This is a genomic window from Blautia coccoides (assembly GCF_034355335.1).
In the GTDB taxonomy this organism is placed as follows: domain Bacteria; phylum Bacillota; class Clostridia; order Lachnospirales; family Lachnospiraceae; genus Blautia; species Blautia producta.
Genome location: NZ_CP136422.1, coordinates 3,585,034 through 3,604,381, shown reverse-complemented (window position 1 = coordinate 3,604,381; position 19,348 = coordinate 3,585,034). Strand labels below are relative to the sequence as shown.

Sequence of the window (19,348 nt, the reverse complement as noted above, 5' to 3'; positions counted from 1 at the left end):
ATGGAAGAGAAAAATTGTATAGTAAAAATACGTGAAAATATCGGGAAGGTGATTGTGGGAAAGGAAAAGGTACTGGACCTTCTTCTGACAGCCCTGACCGCCGGAGGCCATGTTCTTCTGGAGGATGTTCCGGGGACAGGCAAGACCATGATGGCAAAATCCCTGGCGCGCTCTATGGACGGAAAGTTTTCCCGGATCCAGTTTACACCGGATCTGCTGCCCTCAGATGTGACAGGATTGAACTATTATAACCAGAAGGCAGGGGAATTTCTTTTTAAAGAGGGACCTGCGTTCTGCAATATCCTTCTGGCTGATGAGATCAACCGGGCCACGCCCAGGACCCAGTCAAGCCTTTTAGAGTGCATGGAGGAGCATCAGATCACTATTGACGGGGAAACCAGAAAGTTAGAAGAACCCTTCTTTGTGATCGCCACCCAGAATCCAGTGGAGACTACAGGTACCTTTCCTCTTCCGGAAGCCCAGATGGACCGTTTTTTTATGCGCCTTTCCATGGGACTGCCGGACAAGGAGGAGGAACTGGCGATCCTGGAACGCTTTGAGGACAGACAGCCACTCACGGAGCTTCCCTGTGTGTGCACAAGGGAGGAACTGTTAAATGCCAGGGCAGAGTATAAAAAAGTATATGTACACCCGGATCTGAAGTCCTATCTGGTGGAGGTGGTACAGGCCACCAGAACGGCGGGGGATGTGATAGCAGGTGTAAGCCCCAGAGGAACACTGGCCTTGTTTAACGGTGTAAAAGCCTATGCCTATGTAAAAGGCAGGGATCATGTGGTGCCGGAGGATATAAAAGATGTGGCGGTTCCCATACTGGCGCACAGGATGGTCATGACCTCCGGGTACGGGCAGGAGGAGAGCGGCAGCCAGGCAATGAAACGGATCTTGGACCAGGTTCCTGTACCCACAGAGGAGTGGAAGAGAAAACCATGACAATTTTTTTACTTTTGCTGGGGGCTGTCCTGCTCCAGTTTTTGGCAGAGGGGTTTTACCGAAAGAATTGGGACAGACACCTTGAACTGGATGTAAAGTTCCAGGAGCAGCCCGTTCATGAGGGGGAGAGAGCATATCTGACGGAGACCATTGAAAACAGAAAATGGCTGCTTCTCCCCATGTTGCAGGCAGCGTTCAGAGTACATAGAAATCTTTTTTTTGAGGAGGAGGAAAATACCAGTATCTCCGACTATACATATAAAAGAGATATCTTTTCTGTGCTTTTTTATCAGAAGATCCAGCGGGAAATCCCGTTTTTAGCAGGAAAACGGGGATACTATGAGATTGAGCAGGCAGAAGTTTTGACAAGAGGTCTCCTTATGAACCGTGAAATGTACCTGACGGTTCCTGTTTCCACCCATCTGTATGTGTATCCCAGAACCATTCCCTTTTCAGGCATGGAGATTCCCTTTAAAAAGCTGATGGGACAGGTTCTTGTGCGGCAGCGGATGTACGAGGATCCCTTTTCCTTCCGCGGTCTGCGGGAATACCGGCCCGGAGACCCCATGAATAAGATCAACTGGAAAGCCTCCGCAAAAGAAGCAGGCCTTATGGTAAATCTTCTGGATTCCACCTCCAGTGCCCAGGTCCTTATCTACCTGGATGTGGAGGATGAGACCATATGGAAATACGGGGAGATCCACGAGGCAGGCATTTCTCTGGCAGTCTCTCTGGCAGAGCAGCTTCTGCAGAGAGGAATTGCTACAGGCCTTGTCACCAATGGAAGGGACCATATCACAGAGACCCCCATCGCCGTACTGCCGGGCACGGGAAGAGGCCAGCTTGTAAAGCTGTATCAGAATCTGGCAAGGCTGGATCTGGAGCTTCCTGTGGGTAAATTTCCTGAGCTTCTAAGCAGGCAGCGCCGTCTTTTATCAGAGGGTCAGGGCATTCCTGTGCTCATATCCAAAAACCAGGGCAGGTCTCTTTTTACAGAGATGGAAGCCCTTGCAAAAATTGGCGGCAGTGCCATGTGGATCTCCACGCTGTATAAGGATATGGAATGGAAACTGCCCTCTTCCTCCTGTATGGAGATCCTGCGCTGGGAGGTGCCGAGATGAAAATAGATCTTCTGGTTTTATACCGTTTTTTTCACACGTTTCTTCTGGCAGACAGTCTGGCTTTGATGATCCTGTCTTTTGGGGGAGATATCACACCGCTCCAGTCTGCAAAGAGCCTGATATTGTTTGTCCCCATATTTCTTTTATACTGGACAGTGCGTCGTTTTAAAAGTCTGTTTCTTTTTGCGGCATCAGGCGCGGCGAGTCTGGCAGTTTTGTATTTTGTGTCTTCAACCATATGGGAGCGGGGAGCGTTTACTTTATGCGGAGTCCTTCTTATCCTTCTATACTTTTTTGAGCGGGCCGGAAGCGGAGAGAGTATGCTGGTGCGGCCTTCCTACGCGGGTCTTCTGATCTTTGCAGGTGTTTATATCTATGCACTGGCATACCACAGGAGTATGCTGGGAAGGCTGATCTGTCTCTGCACGGGAGCTTACTGGCTGCTCACCATTCTTTCGGAGAACCGCCGTTCCCTTCTCAAACTGTATGAACAGAATGAGAAGCTTCACAGATTCCCAAGAAACAGGATCGCGGAGGGAAACAGGATTGCCATTGGAGGTTTCTGCGCTCTCATTACTGCAGGAATGGTGCTGCTGCCTGTGTCCGGGTTTGACAGGTTTCTGAAAAGGCTTGGGCATTTGCTCTTAAATGTTCTGAGAAAGATTTTTTCCGGCCTGGGCGGGGCGGAGGAACTCATTGAGGAGGAGCCGGAGATGGCAGGGCAGATGCCTTTTCTTCCGGGAGAGTTCCGGGAGGCCTCCCCTTTCTGGCAGACACTTTTTCAGATACTGGAAAAAGTGTTTATCCTGCTGTTTCTGGCGGCAGCAGTCTATGTGATCTGCCGTATTCTCTACAATATATATAAAAAGTATCACGAAACCGTTCTTTCGGACGGGGACCGTGTGGAATTTCTCTCACCTGCAAAAGGTGATAAAAAAGAGTCCCTGGGAAAGGAAAGGCGAAAAAGCGGATTTTTCGCTCCCCGCTCCGTAAATGAGACCATCCGCAGATATTATAAAAAGAAAATAGAGCGGACAGCCGTAAAAAAAGTGCCGGAGTCTTCCACGCCCCAAGAGATTGAAAAAGCAGCGGGGCTGTGGGAAAAGGAAGAGATCCGGGAGTTTCATGAGATTTATGAGAAAGCAAGATATGGGAAGGAAAGATGCGGGCAGGAGGAGTGCAGCCGAATGAAGGAGCTGGGAAAAAGGATGTAACGCCGTGCTATTGTTGGCAGTATGCCATGAGGAATATTCTGGACTTTTTATAGAAAATAGTGTAAAATGCTGTAAGTGGTATGCCCATGCACCGGCAGCGGCGTATGGCGTATAGATTTTTGGTGACTGTAATGGTATGTAACAGTTACAAAAACAGTTGGTCACATGAACAGTCATATTGGCAGGAAAAGGATGATAACAAATGGGAATCCCGGTAAAGCTTCCGGTGTTTGAAGGTCCTCTGGATCTGCTTCTGCACCTGATCGAGAAAAATAAAGTAAATATTTACGACATTCCCATTGTGGAGATAACGGACCAGTACATGGAATACATTCACCAGATGGAGAGAGAAGACTTAAATATCATGAGTGAATTCATGGTTATGGCGGCAACCCTCATCTCCATCAAGTGCAGAATGCTCCTTCCAAAAGAAGTCAATGAGGACGGTGAGGAGGAGGACCCCAGAGATGAACTGGTGCGTCAGCTTCTGGAGTACAAGATGTATAAATATATGTCTTACGAACTCAGGGACCGGATGTCAGAAGCGGCAAAAAGCATTTACAAGCTTCCAAGTCTTCCAAAAGAAGTGGAGGACTACAGAGAGCCTGTGGACACCGGCGAGCTTCTGGACGGTCTGACACTTGGACGTCTGCACAAGATCTTCCAGGACGTACTGAAACGGCAGGAAGATAAAAAAGACCCCATCCGAAGCAAGTTCGGTAAGATTGAACAGGAGGAAGTCAGCCTGCCTGAGAAAATGACGGATGTGGAGGAATATGCCAGAAGGCACCGGCGGTTCAGTTTTCGGGATCTTCTTGGAAAACAGGCCAGCAAATTCCAGGTGGTCGTCACATTTCTGGCGATCCTGGAGCTGATGAAGACAGGAAAAATTTTCATCAGACAGGAACATATCTTCGATGATATTCAGATTGAGAGCAGGGAGGAAGGGTACCCGTATGGAAATTGAACATCTGGAGGGCGCTGTGGAGGCGCTTCTGTTTGCTATGGGAGAATCTGTTGAAGTTTCTGCCATTGCTAAGGCTATAGGACATGATACGGAAACCACCAGAAAGATCATTCGGAATATGATGCTGAAATATAATGCCAAAGACAGGGGCATTAAGATCATAGAGCTGGAAAATGCATATCAGATGTGCACAAAGGAAGAGTATTATGACTATCTGGTCAAGCTTGCCCTGCAGCCTAAAAAGGCAGTGCTGACAGACGTTATGCTGGAGACACTCTCCATAATTGCCTACAAACAGCCAGTCACTAAGCTGGAAATTGAGAAGATCCGCGGCGTCAAGTCTGACCACGCGGTGAACAAGCTGATGGAGTATAATCTGGTCCAGGAGGTAGGACGCCTGGATGCGCCGGGGAGACCCCTGCTCTTTGGAACTACGGAGGAATTTTTGAGGAATTTCGGGGTTCAGGGACTGGACGAGCTGCCGGAGCTGGATCCGGTGCAGATAGAAGATTTCAAGGCAGAGGCAGAAGAAGAAATTCAGTTAAAACTGGATGTATAAACGGGGGAAAGAGACATGCCAACAACTTATACGCATGATATTTTCGGCAAAGAGGTATATAAAAGACTTCCTTCCGAGATAAAAGAGGCAATCGGAGAATCAAAAAGTATGTATTTGATCGGTCTGCACGGACCAGATATTTTATTTTATTATCAGCCCCTGGTGAAGAACAAGGTCAGCGGACTGGGACATCAGGTGCATGTAAGGGATGCGGCAGAGTTTTTCTGCCAGGCTGTTGTGAAGTACCAGGAGGAGCCAACCGCGCAGATGCTCTCGTATCTTCTGGGATTTGGCTGCCATTATATCCTGGACAGCACCTGCCACCCCTATGTGCGGCGGTTTGAAAAGGAGACGGGAGCCTCCCACTCAGAGATTGAGTCTGAGCTTGACCGGTATTATATGTTGCGTGAGGGAAAAGATCCCTTCACTTACAGGCCTGCGGTAAATATCTGTCCCACCTTGGAGGGCTGCCGGACCATAAGCCGGGCTTTTGGAAAAATATCGGTGAAGCAGGCGGCAAAGGCCCTAAGGGGCATGAAATTCTATACAGACGCTCTTGTCTGCGGCTGCAGCCTGAAAAGAGAAGGGCTGATGGGAATCATGAAGCTGTTCGGATGCCGCGATACTCTGGGAGGCCATATCATACCGGCCGAACCGGACAGGAGATGTGATATGGCAACAGATGTGCTGCGTCATCTGTATGATGAGGCATTGGAGGAGGCAGCAGAGGCACTCACCAATCTGTACGGCTGCATGGTAAGGGAAGAGCGGCTGTCACAGCGTTTCAGCGGTAATTTCGGCTGAGAAAATCAGGAGGAGTATGAAGGGATTAAGCAGACTTGAAAAACAGTGGGTGCTGTATGATGTGGGAAATTCGGCATTTGTCATGCTGTGTACCACCATTATCCCCATATATTTTAAAAATATTGCTACAGGAGAGGGGATTTCCCTGGCGGATTCCACAGCGTATTTAAGCTACGCCCTGTCCGTCTGTACGATCCTGGTAGCGCTTATGGGACCGGTATTCGGAACCCTGGCAGACACAAAAGGATATAAAAAGCCTATGTTTGCCTCATTTTTTGTGATTGGCGTGGTCGGATGTCTTTCTCTTGCCATACCAAAGCAGTGGCTGGCATTTTTAGTGGTGCTGGTGATCGCCAAGACCACATACAGCATGAGCCTTATTTTTTATGATTCCATGCTGGCAGATGTGACGGTGGACGAGAGGATGGATATGGTATCCTCCCATGGATATGCATGGGGGTATATTGGGAGCTGCATTCCCTTTACAGCCTGCCTGCTCCTCATACTTTTTGCTGAGAAGCTGGGCATATCAGGGGTCACTGCCACCATGATCTCTTTTGGGATCACAGGGATCTGGTGGTTTGCAGTCACAATTCCTCTTTTGAAAAATTATGAGCAGAATCACTGGGTGGAAGTAAAAGACAGCCCCGTGAGGGAAAGTTTTTACAGACTTAAAAAAGTCATCCTTAAGATCAACAAGGATAAAAAGGTACTTTATTTTCTGGGGGCTTTTTTCTTCTATATTGACGGGGTTTACACCATCATTGATCTGGCTACCTCCTACGGAAAAGATGTGGGGATCGATGACACGCATCTTCTTCTGGCGCTTTTGCTGACGCAGATCGTGGCATTTCCCTGTTCTTTGCTGTTTGGAAAGTTTTCGGCAAAGTTTAAGAGCGAGAAGCTGATAAAAGTCTGTATTCTGGGATATTTCGGAATCGCGCTGTTTGCTCTCCAGCTTGACAGAGCGTGGGAATTCTGGTTTCTGGCTGTCTGTGTGGCTGTATTCCAGGGGGCGATCCAGGCGCTGTCCCGGTCTTACTTTGCCAAGATCATCCCAAAGGAAAATTCCAGTGAGTATTTTGGATTTTACGATATTTTCGGCAAGGGAGCGGCGTTCATGGGAACCATGCTCATGGGTATCTCCACACAGTTAAGCGGCAGTTCAAGGACTGGAGTGGGTATGCTGGCTGTCATGTTTCTCATGGGATTTTTCCTGTTCGGGAAAACAGAGAAGATAAACCGCAGTGCTGCATAATAAAAAGAAGCTGTACCAAATCGGGAGTGAGCCGGTTGGGTACAGCTTCTTTTTGTTATATTCTGCCAGGGACAGGCATATAATGTATAAGAAATTTTGTGTGCAGGGATGGAAGCATGAAAAAAATTATAAGCTGGATTTTGGTATGCGCAGTGATAACGGGATGCTTCGTGGTACATAGAGATACCGTCTGGGCAGGGGAAAATGGACAGGATGTAGGAAGCCTGTATGCCACCTCAGCGGTACTTATGGATGCGGACTCAGGAAGGATACTATATGAAAAAAATGGGTTTGAGAAAAGGCCCATGGCCAGTACGACGAAGATCATGACCTGTATACTGGCTCTTGAGAATGGCAATGCGGAGGATATAGTGACTGCCTCCGCCTATGCCGCCTCCAGGCCCAAGGTGCATCTGGGAGTGACGGAAGGGGAAACCTTCCGCTTTGGAGATCTGCTCTATTCCCTGATGCTGGAGAGCCACAATGATGCGGCTGTGATGATCGCGGAGCATTTAGGGGGAAGCGTAGAGGGATTTGCAGACATGATGAATGCCAAGGCCAGGGAGCTGGGATGCGAAGATACCTATTTTATCACGCCCAATGGGCTGGACGCTTCTGTTACGGTGGGGGAGGAGCAGAAGGTGCACTCTACCACAGCGGCAGATCTGGCACGTATTATGAAGTATTGCATCAAGGAATCCCCATGCAGGGAAGATTTCCTGAACGTGACCAGAACTGCATCCTACAGCTTTTACGATGCGGACAAAAAGCGCAGCTTTTCCTGCAACAACCACAATGCCTTTCTCAATATGATGGAGGGTGCGCTTACCGGAAAGACAGGTTTCACAGCCAATGCGGGGTACTGTTATGTAGGGGCGCTTACCAGAGACGGCAAAACCTTTATCGTGGCCCTTCTGGCATGTGGATGGCCGAATAATAAAACCTATAAGTGGAAGGATACAGTAAAACTCATGAATTACGGGCTGGAAAATTACAGCTACCGCTCCTTTTTTGACGCGGAACTTCCGCAGATACCGGCAGCCATACAGGTAAAGAACGGACAGAGCGAACACCTGGGAGATACAGCCCTTACCCAGGTAGAAGTGGAGACCGCAAAAGATTTCGGCATGCTGATGCGTCAGGATGAGGAGATTGAAGTGAGCTATGAGGGGAAAGAATCTCTGAAAGCTCCTGTAAAGGCGGGAACCCAAGTGGGAACTATTACCTACCGGGTGGGAGGACAGACATTTCTCACCTGTCCCGTAAAGATCAAGCAGTCTGTAAAAAAGATAGATTTTCCCTGGTGCCTGGAAAAAACCATGGATAAGTGGGCTTTCGGCGCGGCAGGCTGAGGGCGGTATACTTTACAATTCCTGATGTTGTGATAAAATATAAGAGAAAACGCTGGACAGACGGGCAGACAAAATTGTGCAGACCGTCTGAATGTTATAAGGAGGAATCAGAACATGAATACAGTAATGGAAAATATTTTGACGAGAAGAAGTATCCGGGCCTTTCAGAATAAAGAAATTCCCCGGGAAGAGCTGGAACAGATCGTGCAGGCAGGACTTTATGCCCCCAGCGGCCAGAATCGCCAGACCTGGAAATTCACTGTGGTGACAGACAGGGAAAAGATCCGGAAGCTGGCGGAAGTGATAGGGCGGAAGCTGGGAAGAGACGGCTATGATATGTACAGTCCACAGGTTCTGATCATCCCTTCCAATGAAAAAGAGAACCAGCATTCCATGGAAGACAACGCCTGTGCCATGGAAAATATGTTTCTGGCGGCTCATTCCCTTGGTATTGGCTCTGTGTGGATCAATCAGCTTCGTGATATCTGCGGTGATCCTGAGGTGCGGGAGATCTTAAGAGGCTGGGAAATTCCGGAGTCACACTGCGTATTCGGCATGGCAGCTCTTGGATATGCCGCGGGATCTGAGAAAAAAGAAGTGAGAAAAACAGGAGAGGTACATTTTGTAGAATAGGGCATTTAAAATGGGACATATAACATCAAAAGACGCATACAAAAATTTGGAAGACAGGATCAACTGGTTTACTCAGGGGGCACCGCCGTCAGACACCTTCTATAAGATCCTGCAGGTGCTCTACACAGAAAAGGAGGCGAAATGGGTGGCGCTTCTGCCGGTCCGCCCCTTTACCTTGAAAAAGGCGGCCCGGATCTGGGGAACCACGGAGGCAAAGGCAGAAAAAGTTTTAGACCATCTGTGTGAGAAGGCACTGCTGGTGGATTCCACTTACAGGGGAGTCCGCCGCTTTGTTATGCCGCCGCCTATGGCCGGTTTTATAGAATTTGCCCTCATGAGGACCAGAGGGGATATTGACCAGAAGTATCTGAGCGAGCTGTACTATCAATATATGAATGTGGAGGAGGATTTTGTAAAAGACCTTTTCTATGCCACAGAGACAAAGCTGGGCCGGGTCTATGTACAGGAACCGGTGCTCACCACGGAGAATACCCTGCATATCCTGGATCATGAGCGGGCCAGTCATATTGTGGAGGAGGCGGAGTACATCGGGCTAGGTACCTGCTACTGCAGGCATAAGGCTTATCATGCGGGACATCCCTGCGAGATAGATGCCCCCTGGGATGTATGTCTGACCTTCGGCAATGTGGCCCGCTCCCTGGCGGAGCACGGCGGACATGCACGGCTTATCTCAAAAGAGGAGGCAATGGATGCTTTGGAGCGCTCCTATGATGCAGGACTTGTGCAGATCGGGGAGAATGTCAGAGAGGATCCGGCCTTTATCTGCAACTGCTGTGGATGCTGCTGTGAGGCACTGCAGGCGGCCAGAAAGTTTTCACCCATGCAGCCCGTAGCAACGACTAATTACATCCCATCCGTGGAGGAAAATACTTGTATCGGCTGCGGAAAGTGTGAAAAGGCGTGTCCTATCTTTGCTGTTTCTATGGTGGAAGTCCAGGATGGCCAAAAAAAGAAAAAACGTCCTGTGGTAGATACGGAGATCTGTCTCGGCTGCGGTGTATGTGCGTCCAGATGCCCCAATGGTTCCCTGAAGCTTGAGCGGCGCCCGGTACAGGTCATAACACCGGTGAACAGTACGCACAGATTTGTGCTGCAGGCCATTGAAAAGGGAACACTCCAGAATCTCATATTTGACAATCAGGCATTTGCCAACCACAGGGCAATGGCGGCGGTGTTTGGTGTGATCTTAAATCTTCCTCCGCTGAAGCAGGCACTTGCCAGCAAACAGTTTAAGTCTGTGTATCTGGACAAACTTCTGTCCAGTGCTGTAAATAAAAGCAGGAAAAAGAAATAATATAAGTCAGATTCCTTTATATATATCAAACAGTAATGAAAAAATGTGAAAAAAGTGTGAAATTAGCACTCGGTGGTTGACAGTGCTAATAATGCATGCTATATTACAGATAGAACAAGAGAAAAGATAATTTCCCTTGCGAGATGTAACAATTCGTTGATTGATATATATGAAAGGAGAATGACTTATGAGAATGATGCCCAGTATTTTTGGAGAAGATTTATTTGATGAATGGATGGATTTTCCTTTTGAGAAGGAGTTCTTCGGAAGAAAGAATCCACTGTACGGAAAGAACGAGAAGAATCTTATGAAGACCGACGTAAAAGAGACAGATGAATCCTTTGAAGTGGATATTGACCTACCCGGCTTCAAGAAAGAGAACGTATCTGCCAGACTGGAGAACGGATACCTGACGATCCAGGCAGTAAAAGGCCTTGACAAGGATGAAGAGGACAAGGAAGGCAAATATATCCGCAGAGAGCGCTACACCGGAAGCTGTTCCAGAAGCTTCTACGTTGGCGAGGGTGTTACTCAGGATGAGATCCGTGCAAGGTTTGAGGACGGAATCCTTCGTCTCACCGTTCCGAAAAAAGAAAAAAAGCAGGTAGAAGAGAACAAATATATCTCCATTGAAGGATAAGTTTTTTCTGCCCCTCCTTTGAGGACCGCCGCTTACAAAAAAGCGGCGGTCTTTTTGCGTATTCGGCCCAGTTGTCAGGACACCGGTTCCTGCAGTTTACAAATTCTGCCGGTCTGTGCTATGGTTAAAGAAAAAACAGAAGGAACGATCCGGCAGTTCTGCGCGTTTTTTGCGCTTACCGTAATTGTGAGGAGACGGAATCGTTCAGACAGGAGATATCAGAATATGAAAACGATCATCATGAATTTTTCCGGTGTTTACCCGGAGGAGGACTTCTATAGACAGGATTCCTATGAAATGGTGGACTTTACCCGTGCGGAAGGTGTCAATTGCTACTGCACCTGTGAGTCGGAACAGGATATCAAGGAGAAGATCAGGGAATACGGTCCCTTCGGCATTCATTTTCTGGATTCCGGCAATTATCATTATTTGAGCAAGCTTTGGATGGAGATGATAGACGTTCCTTTTTCCCTTCTTCTTTTTGACAACCACACAGATATGCAGGAGTCTGCCTTTTTCGGACTTTTGTCCTGCGGAAGCTGGGTGAGAGAAGCTCTGAGTAGCAATCCTATGCTGAAAAGTGTGTGTGTTGTGGGTCCAAAAGAAGTGGATCTCCGAAAGGATATGCCAACAGAGAAGGTGACATGGATATCTGGGGAGGAATTGCGGGAAGGGAGAATGGAGAAATTCGGGGAATTTCTTAAAAAAGACTCCTGTCCCCTATATCTTTCTGTGGACAAGGATATCCTTTGCCGCAGGGATGCAGTTACCAACTGGGACCAGGGAGAGGTGAGACTGGACAGTCTCATTAGCTGGATCGAGGAAGCGGCAGAAGCAAGAAAATGTATCGGAGCAGATATCTGCGGGGAAAATCCTCCGGAAGGCGGTTTCTGTGAAAATAGGGAATTACACATAAACAGTCAGACAAATAAAAGGTTAAAACAGGTAATGGCTAAAGTGTTGGTAAATTTTACTAATAATAGTAATTCTTATCAGAATGATTGACACGAGGAATTGTAAGCCTGTATAATAAAAATCAAATTGTAAATGTCGAAATATGTCAGTTCAGCAGTGCAGAAAAAGAAAGGCTAAGTTCGATCATGTATACGGAGGAAAAAGAGGAAAGAATGGAAGAGAGAGCACAAGAGACAAAAGACATCAGGGAATTTCTGCCATTGTCAAACAGCCAGCAGAATATATGGAATCTGGAGATGGCCCACCCGGGTACGCCTATCAATACCATATGTACCGTACTGCGCATTGACGGTAATTTTCATGTGGAGTATCTGCAGGAATGTATCAGGCTTTGTTATGAGGATTATCCGGTTCTGCGCACCAGGATCACCCTCAGGGATGGTGAAGTCTGCCAGTACATAGATTCACATATTCCAAGGAGTGTTCCGTTTCTGGACTTCTCCAGGACGAACAAAAAGGGGGCCGATATCTGGGACGTCTCTGTGGCCCGGGAGCACATCACGCTTCTGGATTCTCCCCTTTGCCAGATGATACTATTTAAGAGAGCGGAAAATACAGGGGGAATCCTGACAAAGGTGCATCATATCATTGCAGATGCCTGGTCCCAGACCGTTGTGACCAACAGGATCATCCACAACTATTTTCACATGCTGAAAGGCGAGGCACCCAAGAAAGAGCCAATGCCGGACTATGCACTGCATATTGAACTTGAGAACAAATACCTTGTCTCAAAGAGCTTTGAGCGTGACACAGTATATTGGCAGGCCATGCTGAAAGATATCAATCCCGCGGCGGCAAAAGAACACCCCTATGCACAGGTAAGTCCTGTTGGGATCCGCAGATCTTTTACGGTTTCCAACAGGATGAACCGTATGATCGCAGGGTTCTGCAGAGAAAAAAAGGTATCACCCTTTGCTGTGTTTTATATGGCTCTGGCTGTCTATCTGCGAAGGATCAAAGGACAGGAGAAATTCTGTATCGGTGTTCCTACGATCAACCGTCTGAATTTTAAAGAGAAACAGATGGCAGGTATGTTTGTCAATACCCTGCCTTTTGTGAATGAGCTGGATGCCGCCATCTCCTTTCAGGAGTTTAATGAGAAACTGCAGACGGACTGGTTTCAGCTTCTCTATCACCAGAGAATGCCGTTTTCAGAGATAAAGAAGCTGGCAGCTCAAAATCACGAGGGAGCAGCGCCGGACCAGCTTTTCGGGATCGTTCTCTCCTATCAGAACGGACAGATCCATCATCTACAGGGCGCACAGGTGACCTTGGAAGGCCGCTGGCTTTACAGCGGCTATCAGGCAGAGCCTCTTTGCATCCATTTGAGCAGCAGGGATGAGGACAACCGGTTTCAGGTGGATTACGATTATCAGACGCAGCTTTTTTCCGAGCGTGAGATCACCACGCTGCATCAGCACCTGATGGACATTCTGCACAGCGCCCTGCTGTATCCGAAAACTCCCATAAAAGAGCTGTCCGTCATCAGTGAGGAGGAAGAGGAACGCCTTATTTTTGACTTCAATCAGACAGATACCTGGTATCCCAGAAAGCAGAATATAGCGGATCATCTGCGGGAACAGGCTGTTATGAATCCTGGAAGGGCAGCCGTGATATTCAGGGATAAGCGGATGACCTATGAAAAACTGGTGCGGGATGCAGACACACTGGCAGAGAAGATTGCCTGTTTTTGCCCTGAGGGAGGAAAAAATATAGCCGTCCTCATGGAACGCAGTGACAGGCTTCTTGTTGTAATGGCGGCTGTGGCATTTTCGGGAAATGCATGGCTGCTCATGGACTGCCGGCAGCCTGCAGCACGTATCAGGGAACTGCTGGAGGACAGCGGGGCAGCTCTTGTTATCTCAGACGGGACAGCCGAAACCGCTGATTTTCCCATACCGGTTTTCACGGAAGAAGAGCTGCAAAAAGGAGACGGGGCTGCCTGTGCCTGTGCGGGGCCGGATGATTTGGCGTATCTGGTCTATACATCCGGCAGCACCGGAAAGCCGAAAGCTGTGGAGGTGGAGCAGCACAGTGTACTGAATCTGGCAGCCGCCATGACCCCGCTTTACCCAAAAGGTGCGGTTCTGTCTATCTGTAACGTAGGGTTTGATGCCTTTTTGCTGGAGAGCATCAGCGCGCTGCTCAACGGCAGGACTATTGTGATGGCTGAGGAGGCAGTGTGCAATATGCCCTCAGCCCTTGCTGAACTGATCTGCGGATATGACACAGGATTTATGGCTTTGACACCCTCCAGGCTGTTGGAATATTTAAAGGACGCGGCATTTGGAAAGGCCATGTCTCATATAGAATGTATCGTGTGCGGAGGGGAGAGTATGCCTCCGGAGCTTTATCATGCGCTTCGTTTCTGCTCTTCCGTACAGCTATATAACCAGTATGGTCCATCTGAGGCCACTGTGGCTGTGAGTCACAGCGCGGTGACCGGGAATGAGATGATCTCCATCGGAAAACCGCTTGGGAACTGCCGGATCTATATCCTGGATGAATCCATGCGGCCTCTGCCAGTGGGGGCAGTGGGTGAGCTTTATATTGGTGGAGACTGCCTGGCCCGTGGCTATCACGGGGATGAGGAACTGACAAAGAAGAAATTTGTGGAGGACCCGTATATTCCGGGCGAGCGTCTGTACCGTACAGGCGATATGGGATACTGGACCCAGGATGGAGAGATCATATTCACAGGCAGAAAAGACGGACAGTTAAAAATTCTGGGACACAGAATGGAGCCTGCGGAGATAGAGGAAAAACTGGTTTCACATCCAAAAGTCAATATGGCTGCTGTGAAGGCCTTTGATAATCTTCTGGTTGCCTATTATACTTCTGAAGAGCAATTAAAGGGGGATGAGCTTCTGGCTTATGCGGCGTTCTACCTTCCCAGATATCAGGTCCCTGCAATGGCTGTGCAGTTGCAGGAGATGCCGGTGACGGCCAATGGAAAAGTGGATCACAAAAAGCTGCCAAAACCGGTCATGCCTGATATCCAGGAGGCTCCGGCTGATGAACTGGAGGAAAAGCTGTTGGAGATCTGGAAGAAATCTCTGCAGCAGCCGAACCTGAGTATCCATTCCGATTACTTTTTAAACGGCGGGGATTCCCTGAATGCAGTTGCCATGCTCACAGAAGTGGAACGGGAATTCTCTATCCTTCCTGAGCTGACCGGGCTGTATGCCTGCCGTACGGTACGTCGCTTTGCGAATCTGCTGCGGGGCAGAGAGGCAGATGCCTCCGCTTTCCACACGGAGATCCCCAAAGCTCCGAAGGACCAAACATACCCGCTGACAGCCGCCCAGAGAAGCTTTTATGTACTGGAACAGACAGATGTGACCAAGACGGGGTATCACATGCCCGGGATTTTTCTTGTTGAGGGAAACCTGGACAGGGTAACACTTACCTGTGCGTTTCGCAGGATCATCCGTGAGGATGAAACCTTCCGCACCGGATTTGAGATCACTGGCTCTAATGTACAGGCCCGCGTCCACGAACAGGTGGATTTTGAGCTGGAGGAGGTGACGGGAGAGAACATAAAAGAAGCGGCAGACAGATTTATCCGGCCTTTTCAGTTGGACAGACCGCCGCTTATGAGAGCAGGGATGTTTACAGACGGGGAGAAGCAGTATCTGCTTTTGGACATCCATCATATCATATCTGATGGTATGAGCAGCCAGCTTGTCTTTGAACGGCTTCATAAAGCGTGTCTCCAGGAGGAGACAGGCATGCCGGATACCACTTACAGGGATTACGCCTGGTGGGTGGAAAAAAGACCGGCCGAGCTGCAGAAACGGCAGGAAGGGTACTGGAGGACAAAGCTCTCTGAAAACCGGGAGGAACTGCGGCTTCCCACAGACAGGATACGCCCCGGTGTGTTTGACGGACGCGGCGGCAGGTATTACTTCCATATGCCCAAGGAGATGGAGGAGGCAGGAAGAAAATTCTGTGCCCAGCAGCAGGTCACACCATATATGATGCTCTTATCCGCATTTGGCATACTGCTTTTTGGTGTGTGCGGACAGGAGAAGATCGTGGTGGGAACCCCTGTCTCCGGCAGACGCCACGGGGATCTGAGCGGGGTAACCGGTGTGTTTGTGAATACACTTCCCGTCTTTTTAGAACCGGAGAGGAAAAAAAATTATCTGGAGTATCTGCATCAGGTGAGAGAGCGGGTGCTGGAGATGCTGGACAACCAGGATACACCCCTTGAAGATATTGTTGCTATGTCAAATGCGGAGCGTAACAGGGACAGAAATCCCCTGTATCAGGTGCTCTTTTCCTTGACGGCCGCCCAGACAAAAAATCTGCCTCTTGGTGAAGCAAAACTCACCATGCTGCAGATGGAAGAGGTATCTGTAAAAATGGATCTTCATCTTGAAGTGATCCAGAACGGGGAGGAAAGCAGGTTTTGTTTTGAGTACGCGAAATCCCTGTTTGACAGCGTGACCATTGAGTTTTACAGCCGCTGTTACCTGGAAATCCTCAGACAGATCCTGGAACTTCCCCATCAGGAGATCGGCAGCATCAATCTTCTGGAGCCTTGTGACAGCATCCGTCTTTTGGAGGAACCCAATTATCTGAGGATGCCTTATGACGGCACCTTTATTGACCGTATGATCGACCGGCAGGCCTGCCTTTACCCGACCCGCACAGCCGTATGCTGGGGTAATGGAAAGTCATATACTTTCGGGGAATTAAAGGACAGGTCAGACGATCTGGCAGCTTATCTGATAAGCAAGGGTATCCGGCGTGAGGACCGTGTGGCATTTCTTCTGAAACGTGACGGGGATATGCTGGCTGCCATGCTGGGGATTTTAAAGGCCGGAGCTGCTTATCTTCCGGTGGACCCGGCGCTTCCCAAGGAGCGGATCTGCTACATGCTGGAAAATGCCGGAGCCAAGCTGCTTTTGCGAAGCGAAGAGATAAAACTGCAGGGGGAGGTACCATGTCCGGTGCTCCTGCCTGTCTTCGGCGGAGATAAGACGAAGCTCCCTGTAAAGGGGCGCACGGGAGAGGATGTACTGAATGTGATCTATACATCAGGAACAACCGGGCAGCCCAAAGGAGTCATGATGGTACACAAGGCAGTCTCCAATCTGGCGGCACATGTGGATACCATTCTGGGAAATGAAAATAGCTGTGTGCTCTGTGCGTCCAATTGTGTTTTTGATGTATTTACCATCGAAACACTGCTGGCTCTTGCCCGGGGCAGACATATCAGTGTGGCAGATGAGGAAGAAATGCTGCTTCCCTGGAAAATGGCGGAGAGGATGAAGCGGGACGGGGCCACCGTGCTGCAGCTCACACCTTCCAGGATGCAGATGTGCCTGCATGAGGCTTCTTTTGCAGAGGTTCTGGCACGGACAGAAGTTCTGATCCTTATGGGAGAGCCTTGGACACTGGCACTGAAGGAGCGGATCAGGGGTCTGACAAATGCCAGGATATTTAATATCTATGGTCCCACAGAGACATCCGTTTACAATTGCCAGGGTGACATTACAGAGGACAATGCCATCCATATAGGAAAACCCATCGGCAACTGCCGTTATTATCTTCTGGATCAGGAGATGCGCCAGGTCATGCCAACAGGTATGGGTGAGATTTACATTGCCGGGGAATGTCTTGCGAAGGGATATATCAACCGGGATGATTTGACAGAACAGGCATTTTTGCCGGATCCTTTCTTTCCGGGAGAGAGAATGTATAAAACCGGTGATCTGGGACGGCTGCGGGCCGATGGTAACTGGCAGTGCCTGGGAAGAGCGGATGCCCAGATAAAGCTCAATGGACACCGGATCGAGCCGGAAGAGATAGAAGCCCAGATTCTGCAGTCCGGTTTTGCAAAAGAAGCGGCAGTGGTACCGGTCAGAAGGGAGGAAACGGTATTCTCCCTCTGTGCGTTCCTGGTGCCTAAGGGGGACTTTTCAGAAGATTCCGTGAGAACCTGTCTGGCTAAGAAGCTTCCAGATTATATGGTGCCTGGTCAGGTGAAGTCCATTGACCGGCTGCCCCGTACATCCAGTGGAAAAGTGGACAGGAAGGAACTGGAGCGGAATGTGCTGCTTTTAGGCGGTGATGAAGAAACCGTGCAGGAGAAAGAGGACAGGAGGCAGGAGGAGGTGATTTCCGAGAAGCCGCAGGAAGGTTCCGAGGCAGACAAAACGCCGCTGGATATCTGGCGGGAAGTTCTGGGGAAAGAGCCGGAGGCGGATAAGAGCTTTTTTATGCAGGGAGGAACTTCTCTGACTGCCATTGTAGTTCTGAGCCATTATTACAGCCGGCACTGGGATTTTTCACTCAATGATTTTTACCGGCATCCTACCCTGCGGGAGCAGATGCAGATGATCGGAGAGATCAAAGAGGATACTTCTGCCCAGAGCCAACAGCCGCCGAAGGCAGATCGTGAAAAGGTACAGTCTGATGTCACGGAAGAACAGGAAGAACGTCTTCCAAGATATGTATGCAGCCTTTCCGAAAAAGTGGAAGTGGGTGAAAATCTGCTTTTGACAGGAGCTACCGGTTATCTGGGTGCACATCTTCTGCGGGAGCTGGCAGCAGACGGGGAGAAAACCATATACTGTCTGTTGAGAAAGAATGGAGAGGCCAGACTTGACAAGGTACTTTCTTTCTATTTCGGGAAAAACGGTGCGGACAGGATAAAGAGACAGATCAGGATACTGGAAGGTGATATCACGCTTCCGGAGCTGGGAATCAGTGAGACATTATACCACGAATTGAGCAGTACCATAGATACCGTAGTCCACGCAGCGGCGGATGTGCGTCATTATGCGCCCATGGAGGAACTGCTTTTGACAAATGTGGAGGGAACGAAAAATGTGCTTTCCTTTGCAGAGAAGGGGCAGGCGCTGTTTATCCATATCTCTACTGTAAGTGTTGCGGGGGAATTTTTAAAGGATGCGCCAGGGCTTTCGGCGGTATTTTCCGAGAGAGACCTGGATATGGGACAGAACTGGGAGGAAAACCCCTATGTAAAAAGCAAGATCCTGGCAGAGACGCTGGTCTGCCGGGCCATGGACAGGGGATTGAAAGCCGGTATCTTCCGGGTAGGACGTCTCATCGGCAGAAAAAGTGACGGGGTATTCCAGATAAATCCTGAGACCAACGCATTTTACCGACTGGTGAGAGGTGTTCTGGAACTTGATCAGATGCCGAAAAGGTTTGATCAAATGCTTCTTGAGATCACACCGGTGGACCAGTGTGCCCGGGCAGTCTGCAGGCTGATGGGACAGCCGGGAGGTGCCTGGCATATAGCAAATCCTGACGAGGTGACTTTAGCGGATCTTCTGGAAGAGTGCAAAAAGGTGGAGTGTGTCCCGGACCAGGTGTTTGAGGAAAGTCTCAGGAAGAAGGCGGCTGAAGATATATCTCCATATATACAGGCAGCCGCGGAGACGTATTTTTCGGGAAGAGCACAGAAAACCACCATATACGTGGATGCAAGAAGGACTGTATGTGAACTGAAGCGTGCGCAGTTTGACTGGGAAAATACAGATTTATACCAGGCAGTACGTTGTTTTAAAAGCTGAGAGGAA

The 19,348-nt window shown here is 49.1% G+C and carries 13 protein-coding genes; all 13 read left to right on the top strand.

The window, feature by feature from the left end:
* Entirely contained in the window at window positions 1–951 is a 951-nt protein-coding gene (locus BLCOC_RS16190) for an AAA family ATPase (protein ID WP_115622773.1), read from the top strand.
* Window positions 948–2,072, top strand: coding sequence for a DUF58 domain-containing protein (locus tag BLCOC_RS16185; RefSeq protein WP_115622772.1), 1,125 nt, complete (start codon window positions 948–950; stop codon window positions 2,070–2,072). The genes BLCOC_RS16190 and BLCOC_RS16185 overlap by 4 nt, the downstream gene beginning before the upstream one ends.
* Window positions 2,069–3,286, top strand: coding sequence for a hypothetical protein (locus tag BLCOC_RS16180; protein WP_115622771.1), 1,218 nt, complete (start codon window positions 2,069–2,071; stop codon window positions 3,284–3,286). The genes BLCOC_RS16185 and BLCOC_RS16180 overlap by 4 nt, the downstream gene beginning before the upstream one ends.
* 202 nt (window positions 3,287–3,488) lie before the next feature.
* Window positions 3,489–4,253: a segregation and condensation protein A gene (locus BLCOC_RS16175; RefSeq protein WP_029468754.1), complete on the top strand. Its 765-nt coding sequence runs from the start codon at window positions 3,489–3,491 to the stop codon at window positions 4,251–4,253.
* On the top strand, window positions 4,243–4,812 hold the full coding sequence (gene scpB / locus BLCOC_RS16170; protein WP_018597613.1) for an SMC-Scp complex subunit ScpB: 570 nt from the start codon (window positions 4,243–4,245) through the stop codon (window positions 4,810–4,812). The genes BLCOC_RS16175 and scpB overlap by 11 nt, the downstream gene beginning before the upstream one ends.
* Before the next feature lie 15 nt (window positions 4,813–4,827).
* Window positions 4,828–5,616 carry a zinc dependent phospholipase C family protein gene (locus tag BLCOC_RS16165; protein ID WP_115622770.1) on the top strand — a complete coding sequence of 263 codons (789 nt, stop codon included), beginning with the start codon at window positions 4,828–4,830 and terminating at the stop codon, window positions 5,614–5,616.
* 16 nt (window positions 5,617–5,632) lie between these two features.
* Window positions 5,633–6,874: an MFS transporter gene (locus BLCOC_RS16160; RefSeq protein WP_018597615.1), complete on the top strand. Its 1,242-nt coding sequence runs from the start codon at window positions 5,633–5,635 to the stop codon at window positions 6,872–6,874.
* A gap of 116 nt (window positions 6,875–6,990) precedes the next feature.
* Window positions 6,991–8,226 (top strand): D-alanyl-D-alanine carboxypeptidase family protein, encoded by a 1,236-nt coding sequence (locus tag BLCOC_RS16155; RefSeq protein ID WP_242998963.1) that lies wholly within the window; start codon window positions 6,991–6,993, stop codon window positions 8,224–8,226.
* A gap of 114 nt (window positions 8,227–8,340) precedes the next feature.
* On the top strand, window positions 8,341–8,859 hold the full coding sequence (locus tag BLCOC_RS16150; RefSeq protein ID WP_115622769.1) for a nitroreductase family protein: 519 nt from the start codon (window positions 8,341–8,343) through the stop codon (window positions 8,857–8,859).
* 10 nt (window positions 8,860–8,869) lie between these two features.
* On the top strand, window positions 8,870–10,174 hold the full coding sequence (locus BLCOC_RS16145; protein ID WP_018597619.1) for a 4Fe-4S dicluster domain-containing protein: 1,305 nt from the start codon (window positions 8,870–8,872) through the stop codon (window positions 10,172–10,174).
* Window positions 10,175–10,361: 187 nt separating this feature from the next.
* Window positions 10,362–10,814: an Hsp20/alpha crystallin family protein gene (locus tag BLCOC_RS16140; RefSeq protein ID WP_029468758.1), complete on the top strand. Its 453-nt coding sequence runs from the start codon at window positions 10,362–10,364 to the stop codon at window positions 10,812–10,814.
* A 225-nt stretch (window positions 10,815–11,039) separates the two neighbouring features.
* Window positions 11,040–11,819, top strand: a complete 780-nt coding sequence (locus tag BLCOC_RS16135) for an arginase family protein (RefSeq protein ID WP_165907272.1) — start codon at window positions 11,040–11,042, stop codon at window positions 11,817–11,819.
* A 122-nt stretch (window positions 11,820–11,941) separates the two neighbouring features.
* A complete protein-coding gene (locus tag BLCOC_RS16130) occupies window positions 11,942–19,342 on the top strand; it encodes a non-ribosomal peptide synthetase (protein ID WP_242998962.1) in 7,401 nt (2,466 codons plus the stop codon).
* Window positions 19,343–19,348: the final 6 nt, after the last annotated feature.